General features: G+C 68.3%; 15 protein-coding genes. 5 read left to right on the forward strand and 10 right to left on the reverse strand.

Annotated features, from left to right (window positions below; genetic code table 11):
- Window positions 1-186: 186 nt before the first annotated feature.
- Window positions 187-1,515, reverse strand: coding sequence for an RsmB/NOP family class I SAM-dependent RNA methyltransferase (locus tag Q0J54_RS10715; RefSeq protein ID WP_296305559.1), 1,329 nt, complete (start codon window positions 1,513-1,515; stop codon window positions 187-189).
- Window positions 1,516-1,675: 160 nt separating this feature from the next.
- On the opposite strand from Q0J54_RS10715, the gene Q0J54_RS10720 reads away from it, so the two are divergent.
- The 3 genes from Q0J54_RS10720 to purE all read left to right on the forward strand — a co-directional run bounded on the left by Q0J54_RS10720 (window position 1,676) and on the right by purE (window position 5,329).
- Window positions 1,676-3,334 (forward strand): VCBS repeat-containing protein, encoded by a 1,659-nt coding sequence (locus tag Q0J54_RS10720; protein WP_296305561.1) that lies wholly within the window; start codon window positions 1,676-1,678, stop codon window positions 3,332-3,334.
- 144 nt (window positions 3,335-3,478) lie between these two features.
- Window positions 3,479-4,774, forward strand: coding sequence for a phosphoribosylamine--glycine ligase (gene purD / locus Q0J54_RS10725; protein ID WP_296305563.1), 1,296 nt, complete (start codon window positions 3,479-3,481; stop codon window positions 4,772-4,774).
- A 54-nt stretch (window positions 4,775-4,828) separates the two neighbouring features.
- Entirely contained in the window at window positions 4,829-5,329 is a 501-nt protein-coding gene (purE, locus tag Q0J54_RS10730; RefSeq protein ID WP_296305564.1) for a 5-(carboxyamino)imidazole ribonucleotide mutase, read from the forward strand.
- Between the two features lie 147 nt (window positions 5,330-5,476).
- Here purE and mutL read toward each other — a convergent pair whose 3' ends face one another.
- On the reverse strand, window positions 5,477-7,525 hold the full coding sequence (gene mutL / locus Q0J54_RS10735; RefSeq protein WP_296305565.1) for a DNA mismatch repair endonuclease MutL: 2,049 nt from the start codon (window positions 7,523-7,525) through the stop codon (window positions 5,477-5,479).
- Between mutL and Q0J54_RS10740 the strand changes: the two genes are divergently transcribed.
- Complete coding sequence (locus Q0J54_RS10740) at window positions 7,505-7,945, forward strand: hypothetical protein (protein ID WP_296305567.1); 441 nt, start codon at window positions 7,505-7,507, stop codon at window positions 7,943-7,945. The genes mutL and Q0J54_RS10740 overlap by 21 nt on opposite strands.
- A 238-nt stretch (window positions 7,946-8,183) precedes the next feature.
- Here Q0J54_RS10740 and Q0J54_RS10745 read toward each other — a convergent pair whose 3' ends face one another.
- The 3 genes from Q0J54_RS10745 to Q0J54_RS10755 are packed head-to-tail and all read right to left on the reverse strand — an operon-like array spanning window position 8,184 to window position 11,137.
- Window positions 8,184-8,528, reverse strand: coding sequence for a hypothetical protein (locus tag Q0J54_RS10745; RefSeq protein ID WP_296305569.1), 345 nt, complete (start codon window positions 8,526-8,528; stop codon window positions 8,184-8,186).
- Window positions 8,528-10,543 (reverse strand): hypothetical protein, encoded by a 2,016-nt coding sequence (locus tag Q0J54_RS10750; protein WP_296305572.1) that lies wholly within the window; start codon window positions 10,541-10,543, stop codon window positions 8,528-8,530. The genes Q0J54_RS10745 and Q0J54_RS10750 overlap by 1 nt, the downstream gene beginning before the upstream one ends.
- Window positions 10,544-10,549: 6 nt before the next feature.
- Window positions 10,550-11,137, reverse strand: a complete 588-nt coding sequence (locus Q0J54_RS10755) for a hypothetical protein (protein ID WP_296305575.1) — start codon at window positions 11,135-11,137, stop codon at window positions 10,550-10,552.
- A 314-nt stretch (window positions 11,138-11,451) separates the two neighbouring features.
- Between Q0J54_RS10755 and serS the strand changes: the two genes are divergently transcribed.
- Window positions 11,452-12,726, forward strand: a complete 1,275-nt coding sequence (serS, locus tag Q0J54_RS10760) for a serine--tRNA ligase (RefSeq protein WP_296305576.1) — start codon at window positions 11,452-11,454, stop codon at window positions 12,724-12,726.
- Between the two features lie 144 nt (window positions 12,727-12,870).
- On the opposite strand, the gene Q0J54_RS10765 is transcribed toward serS, so the two are convergent.
- The 5 genes from Q0J54_RS10765 to Q0J54_RS10785 all read right to left on the reverse strand — a co-directional run.
- Window positions 12,871-13,548: a DVU0298 family protein gene (locus Q0J54_RS10765; protein ID WP_296305578.1), complete on the reverse strand. Its 678-nt coding sequence runs from the start codon at window positions 13,546-13,548 to the stop codon at window positions 12,871-12,873.
- Between the two features lie 14 nt (window positions 13,549-13,562).
- Window positions 13,563-14,162 carry a lysine exporter LysO family protein gene (locus Q0J54_RS10770; RefSeq protein ID WP_296305580.1) on the reverse strand — a complete coding sequence of 200 codons (600 nt, stop codon included), beginning with the start codon at window positions 14,160-14,162 and terminating at the stop codon, window positions 13,563-13,565.
- On the reverse strand, window positions 14,152-14,562 hold the full coding sequence (locus Q0J54_RS10775; RefSeq protein ID WP_296305582.1) for a hypothetical protein: 411 nt from the start codon (window positions 14,560-14,562) through the stop codon (window positions 14,152-14,154). Before Q0J54_RS10775 ends, Q0J54_RS10770 begins: the two co-directional genes overlap by 11 nt.
- A 2-nt stretch (window positions 14,563-14,564) precedes the next feature.
- Entirely contained in the window at window positions 14,565-15,371 is an 807-nt protein-coding gene (locus Q0J54_RS10780; RefSeq protein WP_296305584.1) for a hypothetical protein, read from the reverse strand.
- Window positions 15,353-15,891: phosphopantothenoylcysteine decarboxylase (locus Q0J54_RS10785; protein WP_296305586.1), on the reverse strand; the 539-nt coding region annotated here is incomplete at its 5' end. The genes Q0J54_RS10785 and Q0J54_RS10780, both read right to left, overlap by 19 nt.

Below are 15,891 nucleotides of genomic sequence, written 5' to 3' on the forward strand. Positions count from 1 at the left end.
GGAAACCCCTCCGCCGGCGCGGGAGCGGGTTTCCCTTCCCCCCAAGCCCCCCATCCCTTCCCCAGCGCGCTTTTATCAGGGGAAAAAGCTGGGACAAGGGGCGTATCGCCCGTTAGGGTAGGCGGAGAATGTATATCTTATTTCATGTATATATTGAAATAATTAGTAAATTTGTGTTAGCAGCCCCTAAGAAAACGTCGCCACTACCCGGCCCTGCTTGAGGGAGACCCGGCCCAGCGGCAGGTCCTGCCACCAGAGTGCGGCCTCCCGGCCTTCGAGCTCGGTCCGGCGGCTCTGGCCGCTCAAAAGGGCCGTCAGTTCGTCGGGGCTGTCCAGCACGAAGGCCGTCCCGGCGTCGGGGCGGCGCGGCAGCAGGGCCCGCAGCCGTGGTGCGGGGTGCAGGCGTCCGCCGGCGAATTTGCCCAACAGCGCCCCCTGCCAGATCATATCCGGCGGCAGCAGACGGCCGGCATCCTCCGGCAGGAATCGCACCTGATCCCCGTAGAGCATGACCCGGCCCGGCGGCAACAGGGCGGGATCGCAGCAGGGCCCGGCCAGCGCCTCACGGGGCAGTTCCTGCCCGGGCTGTTCCCGTCGCGCGTGGGCCTTGCCGCCCCGGCGGGGAGGACGAGCCTCGGACGGCGGGGCCGGCTCCGGCGTGTCCGCCACGGCGCTGTACGGCTTGCGGAACAGGGCCACATAGAAGCCCTGCGCGGCGGAGCGGCGTCCGTCCACGCGCAGCGTGCCTTCGCCGCCCGGCAGTTCCTCCCAGACAAAGCCCGGGAAGGGCGTCAGCGGCAGACGTTCAAGCCCCAGTTCCGCCTCGGCGAAGCGCACCTGCTCCTCATTTTCCGCGACATTGGTGGTGCAGGTGGAGTAGACCAGCTTCCCCCCCGGCGCCAGCAGGGAGGTCGCGTGCCGCAGCAAAAGACGTTGCAGGCCCACGAGGGGCTGGACTTTTTCGCCCTGCCAGAGTTCCATGACGCGCGGATGCTTTTCCGCCGTGCCCCAGCCGGAGCAGGGCGGATCGAGCTGGATGGCCTGCCAGCTGCCGGGACGAAGCGGCAGTGCCTGGCCTTCATGGGTGCAGGTAGCCACGGACAGCAGATTGCAGGCGTGCATATTGGCCCGCAGCGTGGCCAGTCGGGCGCGGGAAGGCTCATTGCCCAGCACGAAGCCGCTCCTGCCCACCAGCTGGGCCAGAAAGCCCGTCTTGCTGCCGGGGCTGGCGCAGACGTCCAGCACGCTGCTCCCTTCGGCCGGGTCAAGGGCCAGCGGCGGCAGCATGGAGGAGCGGTCCTGGATGTAGATGTAGCCGAAAAAGGCGGCCAGCGACGCGCCCAGCGGACGCGGCTCATGCAGCAGACGGCGACAGAAGGGCGAAAAGGGCTCCGGCGCGAAGCGGTAGCCCTGGGCCCGCAGCAGAGCTTCCACACGCGGCATGTCCTCCGGAGAACAGAGCAGACGAAAGGAGCGTCCGGCGGCCGCGGGGGCAGTGGTTTCCGAGGTATCCATGCCGTGTGCATAGCCTCTCCGCCGCCGTGGAGCAAGTCTTTTGCGCCGTCACGGCCATGTTGCGCCCCGGGCAAAGTACGGCTATAGTTTGGCCTCCGGCTGTCCGGCCGGCAATTCGACGCCGTGTGACGCGGCTCCGCTTCTTTGCAAGGAGATATGAATGAAATTCGCCATGCGACTGGCCTTGATGGCCTGCCTGATGCTGCTGGTCGGCCTTCAGGCGACGGCGGCCCAGGCCGCCCAGAAATCTTTTGTGCTGCTGCCCTTCACGGTCAATGCGCCGCAAAGCTACGGCTATCTGTCCAAGGCGCTGCCGTCCTCCCTGCTCTCCCGGCTCAACCGTCCCGGCGTGGCGCAGGGCCGCGTCGGCACGACCAAGGCCACTTCGGCCGCGCAGGCCAAAGGGGCTCTTGGCGGGGCGGATTACGCCGTCTGGGGCGAGGTGAGCGTGGTCGGCAACGACAGCACCATCACCCTGCACAGCGTGGACAAGGCGGGCAAACAGTGGAGCAAGACCAGCTCCGGCCCGGTGAGCAGCCTCAACAGCTCCGCCCAGCAGCTGGCCAGCGCCTTTGCCTCGGAAGTCCTGGGCATGGGCGGCGTGGCCGGCGGACGTGCGGCCTCCGGCGGCCGCAGCAGCGACATCATCGTCAATGAGACCGGGCAGAACCAGGCCTACCTCAATCCGCAGTTCCGCTATCAGGGCGCCGGCACGAGCGACGGCTCGCGCCTGCGCTCGCAGCGCATCCCCGAAGCCATGGTGGACATGGCCGTGGCCGACTTCAACGGCGACGGACAAAACGAGGTCGCCATCCTGACCGACCACAAACTTATGATGTACAAGTGGGGACGGGACGGCAAGCTCACCCCCCTGCATGAAGTCACCATCAACCGCACCAATGCCAACTTTTCCATGCGGGCCATGGATCTCAACCGCGACGGCGCGCAGGATCTGGTCATCGCCACATATGACGAGAACGACAACCGCCCCTACTCCTACTTCTATTCCTTCAAGGGCAACCGCCTCAAGGAATGCAGCAAGCGCATCCCCTACTTCGCCAGCGTCATGAAGCTGCCGCCCTCCTTCGCGCCGGTGCTCGTGGGGCAGAGCTGGGATTCGGTCAATCTCTTTGGCCGCGGCGTCTTCGTCCTGCACAAGAGCGGCGACAGCTACGTCCTCGGTCAGCGTATCGACCTGCCCGAAGGGGCCAACGTCTTCAACTGCGCCTGGATCCCGGCCGGTCGCGGCAACAAGAGCGACCAGCTCGTCATGCTGACCCCGGATGAACGCCTCAAGGTCTTCCAGGGCAGCAACAATACGCTCATCCATACCACGATGGAGCGCTTCTCCGGCTCCGCGGCGGGTATGGATCACTACAAGAGCATGCCCGGCCTCGGCGTGGACAAGAACTATCAGCTCCCCAGCCGCTATTATGCCCCCATGCGTCTCATCGTGGCCGACATCGGCAATACCGGCGAAAACTGCCTGATCATCAACAAGCCCATCTCCACGGCCTCGCAGTTTTTCGACCGTTACCGCTTCTTCCCCCAGGGCGAGATCCATGCCCTGTTCTGGGACGGCGTGGGCCTCGCCCTCAAGTGGAAGACCCGCCGCATCCGGGGGTCCGTGGCCCAGGCCGATCTGGCCGACGTGAACAACGACGGCATCCTGGATCTGGTGGTGGGCCTGAACTCCTCGCCCTCGCTGGGCGTGGGCGGCCGCCAGTGCATCATCACGGCCTATCCGCTGGACGTGACCAGGATGGATCCCAATACGCCGGCGGACATGAGCGATTTTGAAGTCACCCCCAACAACTAGCCTTTTCCGCCGCCCGGAAACCGCTTTCCGGGCGGCTTTTTTCATTGGGGAGGCTTCCCGGAAGCCGTCCCGATGACGACAGGACGACAACCCTTTCATACCCAAGAGACCGGGAGACATCTCGGGAAAACTGCGGGAGGCATCGTGCGTATACTGGTCATTGGTTCCGGCGGCAGGGAACATGCGCTTGTCTGGAAACTCGGGCAAAGCCCGTCGGTCACGGAGATCCTCGTCGCGCCGGGCAATGGCGGCACGGCGGCCGAGGGGGCGCGCAACGTGCCCGTGGCCGCGGACGACGTGGACGGGCTGGTGGCGCTGGCCCGCCGGGAAAAGGTGGATCTTGTGGTGCCGGGACCGGAACTGCCCCTGACGCTCGGCATCACGGACCGCATGCGGGAGGCGGGCATCGCCTGCTTCGGCCCGGACGCCTACTGCGCCCGCCTCGAAGGCAGCAAGGCTTTCGCCAAGGACATCATGCGCCGCGCCGGCGTGCCTACCGCCGCCTGCGAAATCTTTACCGATGCGGACAAGGCCCGCGCCTATGTGGAAGCCAAGGGCGCGCCCCTGGTCATCAAGGCCGACGGACTGGCGGCGGGCAAGGGCGTGGTGGTGGCCCGCACCACCGGGGAAGCCCTGGACGCCGTGGAGGAGATCATGCGCCGCCGGGCCTTCGGCGCCGCCGGGGATCAGGTGGTCATCGAAGAATGCCTGATCGGTGAAGAAGCCTCCTTCCTCTGTTTCTGCGACGGCAAGACCGCTGTACCGCTGCCCTCCGCGCAGGATCACAAGGCCGTCTTCGATGGCGACAAGGGGCCCAATACCGGCGGCATGGGCGCGTACAGCCCGGCTCCGGTGCTGCCCGACAGCGAAGCCCGGCGCATGGCCGACCTGGTATCCCGGCCCATCCTGCGCGAACTGGCCGCGGACGGACATCCTTTCGTGGGCATCCTCTATGCCGGACTTATGATGACAGCCGACGGCCCGCGCGTGCTGGAATACAACGCCCGTTTCGGCGATCCAGAATGCCAGCCCCTGCTCATGCGGCTTGAAGGCGATCTGGCCGCCGTCATGCTGGCCTGCGTGGAAGGACGCCTCGACCCCGCGAGCCTTTCCTACACTTCGCGTACGGCGCTGGGGGTGGTGGTGGCCGCCAGGGGCTATCCCGGCTCCTATCCCAAGGGCATGCCCATTGCCGGACTGGACGAAGCGGATGCCCTGCCCGGCGTCAAGGTCTTCCACAGCGGCACCAGCCTCAAGGACGGGAAGATCGTCTCCAGCGGCGGCCGCGTGCTCTGCGTGACCGCGCTGGGCGACACGCTGGCCCAGGCCCGCGACGCCGCCTATGCGGCCCTGAAGAAGATCGACATGCCGGACAGCCAGTACCGCGGCGACATCGGCCAGAAGGGCATCGACCGGCTGGCGGGCAAGGCCGGGGCATAAGGCCCGGCACGCCCGGACCCCGCCGGCGCACAGGAAGGAACACAAGGAGAAAACATGGCTCAGGTCGTCATTATGATGGGCTCCGCCTCGGACGAGGAAAAGGTCAGCCCCTGTGTGGAGGTGCTCCGCTCGCTGGGCATTTCCCACCATTTCACCATCAGTTCCGCCCACCGGACACCGGAACGGACAGAAAAGCTCGTGCGTGAGCAGGAGGCCGCCGGCGCGCGCGTCTTCATCTGCGCCGCGGGCATGGCCGCTCACCTGGCCGGGGCCGTGGCGGCCCGCACCGCCCGTCCGGTCATCGGCATTCCGGTTTCTGGCGGGGTCATGGGCGGCATGGACGCCCTGCTGGCCACGGTGCAGATGCCTCCCGGCTTCCCCGTAGCCACGGTGGCCATGGACAAGGCCGGGGCGCGCAATGCCGCCTGGCTGGCCGCCCAGATCCTGGCCGTGGAAGACAGCGCCCTGCATGACCGCATCCTGGCCGCCCGCGCCGACATGCAAAAAGGCGTGGAAAAGGCCGCCGCGGACATCGAAGCGCGCTACGGCAACTAGGGCCTGTCAGCACGAGCTATTGCGTGTTTTGGGGGAAGAGGCAGGGATACGAAGTGACTTTGCCTCAAAGGCATAGCGTAAAACGGGCAGCCCTTGCGGGACTGCCCTCTTTTTTCTCTTCCTCGCCGGGCACGACGTCCCGCCACCCTACTGTTTGCGCTTGAACAGGCGTTCCAGCGCCCCGGCATCCCAGCGCAGCACAGCCGGGCGGCCATGCGGGCAGTATTCGCGCTGCTGCGTCTGCAACCACTGGCGCACCAGCCCCACGGCCTCATCGTCGGTCAGGCGCTGTCCGGCCTTGATGGCGCTCTTGCAGGACAGGGAGATGAACATGGCCGTGGTGTCGTCCTTGCGTCCGGCCAGCGCCTCGCGCAGGAAATCGCGGGCCTCGGCCCGGCTCAGATGCGGCGGGATGCCCCGTGCCGTCAGCCGTCCGGGGCTGGTCTCCAGCGTGAAGCCCATACGCTGCAAGCGCGGCCGCAGGGCGAAGAGACGCTCCTCCTCCACCGGCTGTAGGGGCAGCTCCAGCGGCAGGGCCAGACATTGCCCCGCCCCGCTGAACGCTCCCTGCTCCAGCCGGGCATAGAGCACGCGCTCATGGGCCGCGTGCTGATCGAGCAGCAGCAGGGCCCCTTCGGCATCCCGCAACAAAAGATAGGTGTCGGCCACCTGCCCGAGATAGGCCAGATCGCCCACGCGCAGCGGCTCCCGCTGGCCGGCGGCCTCTTCCGCCGCCATCGCCTCGGGGATGCCGTCCCCTGCTGCCGCTTCTTTGACGGTCCCCCCCCATGGCGCATCCGCCGGTGACGCGGGGGCCGGAACGTCCGGGAACGACATTGCCGGATCAGACGGCACGACGGCAGCGGCACGGTCAGACGCGGGCGCTCCGCCCCGGGCATGGGGAACGGCCTCCCCGTACCGGGACGACGGGGACGACGAGGGCACGGACGACAACGGCGCGGCATCCTCGCGCAGGCCGCCGCGCGGGGGCACGGGCGTCACCCGCCACGGGCTCTCCGCCTCCGGCAGGCCGTCCGCCTCCTCAGGGCGACGGCGCAGCAGCGGAGGCGTGTCCAGCGTCCCCCAGAAGCCCCGCGGGCGGGGGGCGGTTGCCTGCGCGGCGGCAAGAGTGTATGGTTCCTGCCGTTGCCCGGAAAGGCGGGCCCCGGCCGCGTCGAGCACCTTCTCCAGATCATCGGTCAATGCGCTCTGCACGGCGTGCAGCACAGCGGAAAACACGGCGGATTCGTCCCGGAAACGGACCTCGCTCTTGGCCGGATGGACATTGACGTCCACCTCCGTGGGATCAATCTCCACAAAAAGCACGACCTGCGGGTATTCCCGGCTGGTGAGCCGGCCCTTGTAGGCCTCGCGCAGTGCGGCCAGCAGACGCTTGTCGGTGACGGCGCGCTGGTTGACGTACAGCAGCATACGGTCGCCGCGCGCCTGACTGACGCCGGGAGCGGCGGCCAGGCCGTGGACGCGGATGCCGTGGCGCTCCTCGTCAAAGGGACGCAGGGCCTCCACGATGAGGGCCGGCCAGAGTTTGGCCAGACGCTGCATGAGCGTTTCCCCCGGCAGGAAATCCAGCACCGTCCGCTCCCCGGCGCGCAGGCGAAAGCCCACGTCCGTGCGGGCGAGCGCCAGCCGGGTCAGCCAGTCCTGCGCGCGCTTGAGCTCCGTGGCGGGACTTTTGAGGAATTTCAGACGCGCGGGCACGTTGACGAAGAGGTCGCGCACCTCGACCAGCGTGCCCCGGTGCAGGGCCGCGGGCTCCACGGCGACAAGCCGGCCGTGCTCAACCTGCACGCGGCAGGCCGGGGCCTCCCCGGCATCGGCATGGGCCGAGGTCATGCTGAAACGCGACACCGAGGCGATACTCGGCAGGGCTTCCCCCCGGAAGCCGTAGGAAAGGACATGCTCCAGATCGTCCATGCTGGCGATCTTGCTGGTGGCGTGCCGGGTGACGGCCAGTTCCAGCTCGTCTGCCGCGATGCCCCGACCGTCGTCCTGGACGCGGACGAGGCTCTGGCCGCCGTTCTCAAGGCAGACGTCGATATGCGTCGCCCCGGCATCCAGGCTGTTCTCCACGAGTTCCTTGACCACGCTGGCAGGGCGTTCCACCACTTCGCCGGCGGCGATCTGATTGCGCAATTCAGGCGGTAAAAGACGAATATGACCAGAAAGATCAGACATGGCGCGAGTGTATCCGGCAGACCGGCGCAAGGCAAGCGACTCGGTGGCAGCCGCACGAGCGGACGCCGGGAACTGGGCAGGCGCTTCGCGCCGCTGCGGCGTTTTCCCCGACCGGCACGCCGCCCGAAGGATACCCGGCGCTGGTTCCGGGTCCCCGCCCCGCTGCGGCGGCGGCCGGTGGACCCGGAATTGCTGTTCGTGGAATGCGGCCGCTGCGGCGCGCCGGTACTCTGGGATCCCGGCCGGGCCACACGCCTGCTGGCACAGGCTGGCGTGGATCCGCTGGAGCTGGACAGCTCCTGTCTGCTGATGACGGACGGCTGCCCCTTCTGCCGTCCCGCAGGGCAATATACGGTGCAGATCTACCGGGTCAGCAACGTGAAGGAAGGCCAGCTCCCGCCGCTGGTGGGCCACGCCTGATCGCCGGGGCCATCCCCGCTATCCGTGCTACTACTTGCTTTTGGGGGAAGGGAGCCCATCCCTTCCCCAGCGCGCTTTTACCGAGGAAAGCGCAGGGACACGGGGCGAGCCCCCAAAGGCAAGTGGCGTGTACGGATTTTCTTCATTATCATTTGAAATTATTTACAAATTTTGTTGACATCCTCTGACAGGCACGGCCCGGCGGGCCGCTATTCGGTCGCGCCCTGCTGTCGATGTCTCAATGCCCGGAAAAGGCCAGCACATTGTTCAGCGGGGCCGAGGAGGGGCGCACCTCGCCCTCTTCCAGGCGGTAGCGGGTGAGCCGCCAGTCCTCCAGATCCAGATAGTCCAGCTTGCCCCGCATGGCGGGCGTCAGGTGTTCCCGCAGGGCCTGCACGACCTCCTCGACAGGAAAATATATCCCTTCAAAGCTGATGCGGGCCATATCCCCTTCCCGCACGAGCACGGCCTCCTCCTCATCCTGCCCCATAGCGCCGGCAACGGCCCGCGCCAGCGCTCCGTAGAGGGCGTCCCCGCAGGGGTAGACATGACCATAGGCCTTGCACAACGGACTTTGCGACATCAGCGCCTCCGAATATATGTCCTGTAGCCGGCGGACGGCATGCCCCGCCATTCCGCCCGCCCGGGCCAGAGGATCCAGTCCCAGCGGGGAGGATAGCCTCTGCGCCCCTCCTGCAGGCGCGGCGGCGGTGGCGGCCCCACCTGGCGCGCGGCTGCTTCCCGTTCCGTGGCGGCGGGCGTTTCTTCATCCCGCAGGGCATAGGCCAGCGTCTTGATGCGGACGGCCCAGGCGTCATCCCAGATGCGGCCCCATGCCGCCGCCAGACTGCCGCCCCCACGGGGCAGCGGGCAGGCCGGCCGCCGCGGCGTCATGCCGCGCAGCTCATCCGCCGCCTCCGGCGGAGCGGATTCCGTGTCAGTCGGCGGCGCAGCCGTCACCTGTTCCGGCAGCCGCCGGCGCACCTCCCTGGCCCGGGCCCGCGTGGCGTCCACGACGGCCCAGAGGTCGGCCAGCACGGCGTCGGACACGGGCGCACCGACCTCCCATTGCGTGGGGACAGCCCAGAGGCGGCGTGCACACTGTTCGACCGCGAGCGCCCGCAGAGGCGCAAGGCCCAGCGCGTGCAGGACGCGTTCTTCGGCCCTGTCCCGCAATTCCTCTTCCGGCAGACGGGAAAGACGGGGATCCACCCCCAGCAGGCCGAGCACGTCCTCGGCCCATGCCGTCCCGCGGCGACGGGCGTCCAGCCAGTGCGGGTCTTCCTCCACCAGCGGCAGATCGTGACCGTCCAGCTGACTGCCCGCAGGCAGCGTGCGGGCGGCGAGCGCCCTCAGCGCCCGCGATGGAGAGCGCGGACAGGATGGCGTCTGGCTGGAGTCGGGCGGCAGGAAGCCCAGCGCCGTGGCCGTGGCGTTGTCCAGCGGAGCGGGCGCAACGGGCGCCCCCAGGAAAGCCAGCACCAGCGAGCCCAGATAGTCGGCACGGCGACGGACCTCCGGCGGCAGCTCCTCCGCGCCGGGCTGCGGCCCGGACGAGCCGTCGGCCATCATGGCGGATCGTTCCTCGCGGCAGAGGCCCTGCCGCCGGGCCATTTCCAGCCCGTCGCAGTCCCCGCCCCGCACGCAGGCGGCAAGGAAATCCTCGCACATGCCCGTCGTATTGCCGCGCAGCATGCGAATGGCCCCCCGGGCCCGCAGCCACGGCGTCATGGAGGCGTGCGACGCGTCATGCAGGATAAGGGAAAGATCGTTTTCCGCCAGCGCGAGCTGGTGCAGCCGCCAATAGCCCAGCGCCCGGATATAGCGGGCCCGCGCCAGACGCGGGTCCAGCGCCAGGGCGCGTCCGCAGGCGCCGACGCTGCGTTGCGGCTGATCGCGCTGCAAGGCGGCCTCGGCAAGCAGCAGCCAGAGGAGGGAGCTCTCCGCCACCTGCGTTGCCGCATGTTCCAGGGCCAGCGCCTGATCGGCCGAGGCCAGCCAGGCCCCGTCCGCCGCGGCCAGCGCCTGACGCGCCGGGCCGAGCAGGGCCCGCAGCCACGCGGCCTGCCGGGCTTCTTCCGGGCTGTCGGGGGCGGGCGTGCGGGCGAGCGCCGCCCGCAGCTCGTCCAGCAGGCTTTGCCATGCGCCGTAGAGCGGGCCCGGCCGCAGCGCGCGTTCCAGCACCTGCCCGAAGGGGGCCGGTTCCAGAATGAAGTCGATATGTCCGCCCGTGGCCTCATCAGGGCCCGTCGCCCCGTACAGCATGGCGGCAAGGATCAGCCTGGCGTCGGGGCCGATGAAGTAGCGGGCCGCCGCGCGGTTGTGTGCCAGGCTGTCCGCGCCGGCCTGGAGGCCCGCGAGCCAGAGACGGGCGCGACGGCGCAGCAGATCGGCGACGCGGGCATCGGAAGACAGGGCGGCATCCGGAGGCACGTCCAGCTGAACCTGGATGCGCGGCGAGGGGCCGGTGGTGGGCAGACTGCTTATCCGCGGCGTGAAAACGACGGCCCCGGCCGCAGGGCCGGGGTCCGTCAGCAGCCGGCAGAGCAGGAACAGCACGACCGGCAGAAAAAAGCGTCTGGGCAGCTTGCGCCGCACGTCATCCTACTTCTGGCCGATGATCGTCTGGATCTTGCTGGCCATAGGCTGTACGAGATCGCGCAGGCAGGAGGTCATAAGGTCCTTGGCCATATCGCCGGACGGCAGATCGTTACGCGTCTGCGCGGCGTTGAGCGTTTCCCGGTTGGAGAGCTTGCCGCTGCGGCTGGCCACCCGGTAGGAGGCGCTCATGTTGCAGATGAGCTCGGTGGCCGAGACTTCGCGCAGCCAGGCCTTGTCCAGCGTACCGGTCACGATGTAGTCAGGGTTGCCGCTGCGGGCCTGGTCGGGCGTCAGCGCGTAGGAGACCTGCAGACCGCAGCGGCGCAGCTCATCCGCCAGGGCCTGACTCACCCACTGGGTCACATCCTGGCTGCCCACAAAGGCCGTCCCGTCACGGCGCACGCCGAGATCCTGACTGTCGCGCTTGTCCTCAAAGACCACCACGCTCACGCGCGGCGCATTGGGGGCGGGCAATATGTTGTTGGGCACGGTAGACGCCACCAGCGGCACGGTGTTGCTGGGGCCGCAGGCCGTCAGCAGCAGGGTGGCGAGCAACAGGGACAACAGAAGGGGAAGTCTGGCGAATTTCATGGGTTCCTCGTCAAGGGGTGAGCGCCGCCGTCCCGGCCGTGTCAGACGCACGGGGCGGACGGCTGCGAAAAAGACCTGGGGAAGCGGGCCGGATGCGTCGGCAGCGCCGGGCAGGCCGGTTCTCATGTCATGGTCCGAAAGCCGGCAGGCCGCGCAGGGGGCGGATGCCGCATCGTCCGCCGGCGGAAGCATCGCCGGACATGCGCTCTTCCCGGTGCGGCGGCTTTTTCGAGGATATAGGGAAAGGGCGCGTCTTGCAAGGCATTATGGGCCGTGGTAGCTTTTGCTCACAAATTTTCCAAGCAGGAGTTCCCATGATCGATCTTAAACTGGTGCAGAAAAATCCCGAGGTGCTTGCCAAGGCGCTGGCCGACCGTCAGTCCAGCCTGCGCGTGGAGGACTTTCTGGCTCTGGATGGCCGGCGGCGTGCCCTGCTCGCCGAGGTGGAGACTCTGAAGAATCAGCGCAATACGGCGTCCGGGCAGGTGGCCGCCCTCAAGCGTGAGGGCAAGGACGCCTCGCACATGATGGAAGAGCTCGGCGCGCTTTCCGACCGCATCAAGGCCCTGGACGCGCAGACCGCCGACGCAAAGGCCGCCGTGGAAGCCTGGCTCATGGGCGTGCCCAACATCCCCGACGCCACGACCCCCGTGGGCAAGGACGAGACGGAAAACCCCGAAGTGCTGCGCTGGGGGACGCCGCGGGATTTCGATTTCCCCGTCAAGGAGCACTGGGAGCTGGGCACGGCGCTGGGCGGGCTGGACTTCGAACGGGCCACCCGGCTGGCAGGCAGCCGCTTTGCGCTTTCGCTGGGCTGGGCCGCCCGTCTTGACCGGGCGCTGATCAACTTTTTCCTGGATGAGCATGTGCGGAACGAGGGCTATATCGAAGTCTGCCCGCCGTACATGGTCAACCGGGCGACCATGACCGGCACGGGCCAGCTGCCCAAATTCGAGGAGGATCTCTTCAAGATGCCGGACTGGGGGTATTATCTCATCCCCACGGCCGAAGTGCCGCTGACCAACATCCATGCCGGCGAAGTGCTGGACGAAGCCGATCTGCCGCGCGCCTACTGTGCGGCCACGCCCTGCTTCCGTTCCGAAGCCGGTTCCGCGGGCAAGGACACGCGCGGCCTTATCCGTCTGCACCAGTTCACCAAGGTGGAGATGGTGCGCTTCGCCCATCCCGACGACAGCTTCCATCAGCTGGACGTGATGGTGGGCCATGCCCGCAATCTCCTTGAAAAGATGGAGCTCCCCCACCGCGTCATTACGCTGTGCACCGGCGACCTCGGCTTCGGCTCGGCCAAGACCTTCGACCTCGAAGTCTGGCTGCCCGGTCAGAACACCTACCGGGAGATCTCCTCCTGTTCCAACTGCGTGGACTTCCAGGCGCGGCGCGCGGACATCCGCTTCAAGCCCAAGGGCGGCAAGAGCGCCTATGTCCACACCCTCAACGGCTCCGGCCTGCCCACGGGACGCGCCCTGGCCGCCATCCTGGAAAACGGCCAGCAGAAGGACGGCAGCATCGTGCTGCCCAAGGTCCTCGTGCCGTACATGGACGGCGTGGAGGTCATCGAACCGCGCTAGGATCGCGGGCACTCGCCTTTTCGTCCGGGGGGAGGGCACATCACCCCTTCCCCCGGCGCGCTTTTGCCGGGGCGTACGCGGCAAGAGCATCGACCATCCAAACGAGCGGCGCCGGCCGCCCCCACGCGGGCAGCTCCCAAAGCCCTACTTTCCGCCGGCGGCCAGCGCCTTTACCGACGTGGCGCGCATATCCTCGCCGTCGAAGATCTCGCAGGCGACGTCCGGCCCCTGCTCGGCCAGCCGGCGCAGCAGAGGGGCGTCCATCATGTCCGGCGGCAGTTGCCGCAGTGCCCATGCGGCCATGCCCCGGCACACGGGATCGGGATCGTCCAGCCCCCGGCGCAGCCAGGGGCGGGCCCATTCCGCCAGCGCCGGGCGGACCTGCGCCAGCCTGCCGATCCCCCAGAAGCAGGAACGGCGCAACACGTCGTGATCACAATAATTGTCGTCCTTCTCCAGCTCGATGATGTAGGAGATGAGGACGCGGTGAAAATCCTTCGCCGCCAGTTCCGACGCGCAGCAGGCCTCGGCGAAGGCTTCGGGGATGCCCCAGCCGATATTGCCGGACTCCTCGTTCATATGCCACATGAGGCGGCGCATGATGTTCCGCACGGCTTCGGGCTGTTCGCGCTCCAGCCCGGCAACGACGGCCCCCAGCGCCACGGCGGCCCGATGGCGCAGGCAGGGCGACAGCAGCAGGAAGGAGAGCAGCGGCCCCACGGCGGAAAGGCCCTCGCCGGCGATCGCGGGCAGGTGGGCCCGCCAGTCCGGGGATTCAAGCAACTGCCGGAAACGGGTCTTGGCATGACGCATGCGGGACATGAGGCCTCCTCCTCTTAATGCGTACAGAAGAACGTCACCCAGAACGGCACGCTGAAATCGAGGATCATGGCGTGCACGATGGAAACGAACACCCACTGCTGTCCGGCGCAGCGGGCGATGACGGGCAGGGTCGTGTCCATGGTGGAGGCCCCGCCGCAGGAGATGGGCGCCAGCGGGCTGATCCAGCGGACCAGCAACGGCGCGAAGACCAGGGTGATGAGTTCACGCAGGATGTTGGCCATGAGCGACACGGTGCCGAGCTCCGCGCCCTTGTACTGGGTGATGAACACCGAGGACAGGGAATAATAGGCAAAGCCCGAGCCTACGGCAAGACATTCGCTCAGGCTGTAGACCATGAAAAGGCTCACCAGAGCCGTGCCGGCAAAGGTCCCCACGGTGGTCGCCAGCGGCAGCAGCAGCACGCGGGGCCGCAGGGTGCGCAGGATCTCCCCCAGACGCCGGTCATAGCCGATGGAAAAACCCACCAGCAGCATGAGCGCATAGAGGACGTAGAGCGTGGCGTCGTGCGCCGGCAGCCCCCGCGGCAGCCAGCCCAGCCAGGCGCACAGCGTTCCCAGACAGAAGCAGCAGAGGATGACGAGACTACCGCCCATGCGGACGCTCCTCTCCGGGACGGGCGGCCGCCGGCGGGACGGGCGCGTCCTCGAAGGCGGTGGCCATGCCCGAGGCATCCTCGGGACTGCCGGCCATATCCCCCGGCATGGGCGCGCGCGCATGCCGTCCCGCTCCCGCGCCCGGGAAATGACGCCGGATCAGCAGGACGCCGATCATGCTCCCCCCCACGCCCGCCAGCGTGAGCGCCAGCGCCCGGCCGCCCAGCAGGGGCAGATTGCCCATGAGCTCGGCATCGCTCCCCACGGCCACGCCAAGCACGAAGAGCAAGAGCAGGATGGTGGGCGTGATGGCGCGTTGCACCAGCGCCAGACAACCGACCTTGCGCAGGCAGAAGCCGAGCGCCATGCCTGCCAGCATAAGACTGATGGGGATGAACATGTCTACCTCGGAAGAAAAGCCTGCAAGGCGTTTCGCAGGAAGGCCAGCATATTGTCGTAACAGCGGGCGTCGTCGAGGATCAGGTCCACATCCCGCAGGATCCAGACGCGCCGCCCGCGAAAGAGCCGGTGGCTCAGCGGTTCGAGCTTCCCGGGCAGCCCCGCCGCGCGGGCGGCGGCGGAGCCCATGATGATGACGCCCCGGGCCTTGAGGGCCTGGAGCCCCGACCAGAACGCGTCGGCGTCGGCCCGCAGGCTCCGGTCGTCCGCCGGCAGGCAGACGGGCCAGAAGGTGTGCGTGCCCTGCGGATGGCCGAGGTCCTGCAAGAGACGCCGGAAAAACAGGCCGCGCTCGGCCTTGCCGGGCTGTCCGCCGTCACAGAGATCGCTGCCCAGGTTCCAGTAGGTCCAGGCCACCAGACCGGGCCGCGTACGGGCAAGGCGCTCCTGCCAGGGGGCGGGCCAGAGGGCCGGGGCCAGCGGCCGCCACTCCGCCTCATCGCGGGCGGGAGCGGTCTCCGGCGGCGCGGCGGCACGCCGGGAGGTCGCCTGCGCGGCGGAGACGGGCCTCTGGTCGGGATGGACGGCGGGCCGCCCGCCCGGTCGGGAGGGTCCACGGGCCGGAGCGCCTCCGGCGGACCGCCGCGGCGGGGCGGAACGGGCCTGTCCGCCGGCTCGCGGGCCGGCCTCCACGACCGCCTGTTCCGCCGTGAGGGACAGCTCCGGCGGCAGATCCACGGGCGACAGCAGATAGTGCAGGCCGAGCCGCCGCCACGGGACGGCCAGCGGGCTTACAGACGCAAAAGCCATGACAGCAGCTCCCAGGCCACGTCGGCCTTGGCCTGTTGCGGCCAGATCTCGCCGTGACCGCACCTGTCCGTGACGGCCATGCTGTTGGTCGGACTGCCGAAGCCGCTGCCCTCGCCGTTGATGCGGTTGCCCGCCAGCAGATCGGCGTCCTTGCGGGCGCGCTTGGCCCGCGCCAGCGCCATGAGCTCCTCCATGTCCGGCGCGGTCTCGGCCGCGAAGCCCAGCGTCTTCTGGCCCGGCCGCCGCCGGGCGGCAAGGGTGGCAAGGATGTCGGGATTGGCCTGGAAACGGAGGCTGAAGCCGTCCCGCGCGCCTTCCTTCTTGAATTTTTCCGGCCCGTAGGGTTCCGGGGAAAAATCAGCCACGGCCGCCGTGAAGCAGCCCATATCCATCTCCGGCCAGACGTCCTCCGCCGCGGCGAACATCTCCCGCGCCGTCGTCACGTCCAGACGGCGGATCTCCGGCGGCAGCGCCGGACACCCCGGCCCGCAGACGGCGCACACCTCCGCGCCGCGCAGCC

It is taken from the genome of uncultured Desulfovibrio sp. (assembly GCF_944324935.1).
GTDB lineage: Bacteria > Desulfobacterota > Desulfovibrionia > Desulfovibrionales > Desulfovibrionaceae > Desulfovibrio.

Coding starts and splice junctions, on each gene's coding strand:
- Q0J54_RS10770 (WP_296305580.1), bottom strand. CDS start 14,162: ATGGGCGGTAGTCTCGTCATCCTCTGCTGCTTCTGTCTGGGAACGCTG.
- Q0J54_RS10780 (WP_296305584.1), bottom strand. CDS start 15,371: ATGGCTTTTGCGTCTGTAAGCCCGCTGGCCGTCCCGTGGCGGCGGCTC.
- Q0J54_RS10740 (WP_296305567.1), top strand. CDS start 7,505: ATGACCAGAAAGATCAGACATGGCGCGAGTGTATCCGGCAGACCGGCG.
- Q0J54_RS10775 (WP_296305582.1), bottom strand. CDS start 14,562: ATGTTCATCCCCATCAGTCTTATGCTGGCAGGCATGGCGCTCGGCTTC.
- purE (WP_296305564.1), top strand. CDS start 4,829: ATGGCTCAGGTCGTCATTATGATGGGCTCCGCCTCGGACGAGGAAAAG.
- Q0J54_RS10720 (WP_296305561.1), top strand. CDS start 1,676: ATGAAATTCGCCATGCGACTGGCCTTGATGGCCTGCCTGATGCTGCTG.
- Q0J54_RS10755 (WP_296305575.1), bottom strand. CDS start 11,137: ATGAAATTCGCCAGACTTCCCCTTCTGTTGTCCCTGTTGCTCGCCACC.
- serS (WP_296305576.1), top strand. CDS start 11,452: ATGATCGATCTTAAACTGGTGCAGAAAAATCCCGAGGTGCTTGCCAAG.
- Q0J54_RS10765 (WP_296305578.1), bottom strand. CDS start 13,548: ATGTCCCGCATGCGTCATGCCAAGACCCGTTTCCGGCAGTTGCTTGAA.
- Q0J54_RS10745 (WP_296305569.1), bottom strand. CDS start 8,528: ATGTCGCAAAGTCCGTTGTGCAAGGCCTATGGTCATGTCTACCCCTGC.
- mutL (WP_296305565.1), bottom strand. CDS start 7,525: ATGTCTGATCTTTCTGGTCATATTCGTCTTTTACCGCCTGAATTGCGC.
- Q0J54_RS10715 (WP_296305559.1), bottom strand. CDS start 1,515: ATGGATACCTCGGAAACCACTGCCCCCGCGGCCGCCGGACGCTCCTTT.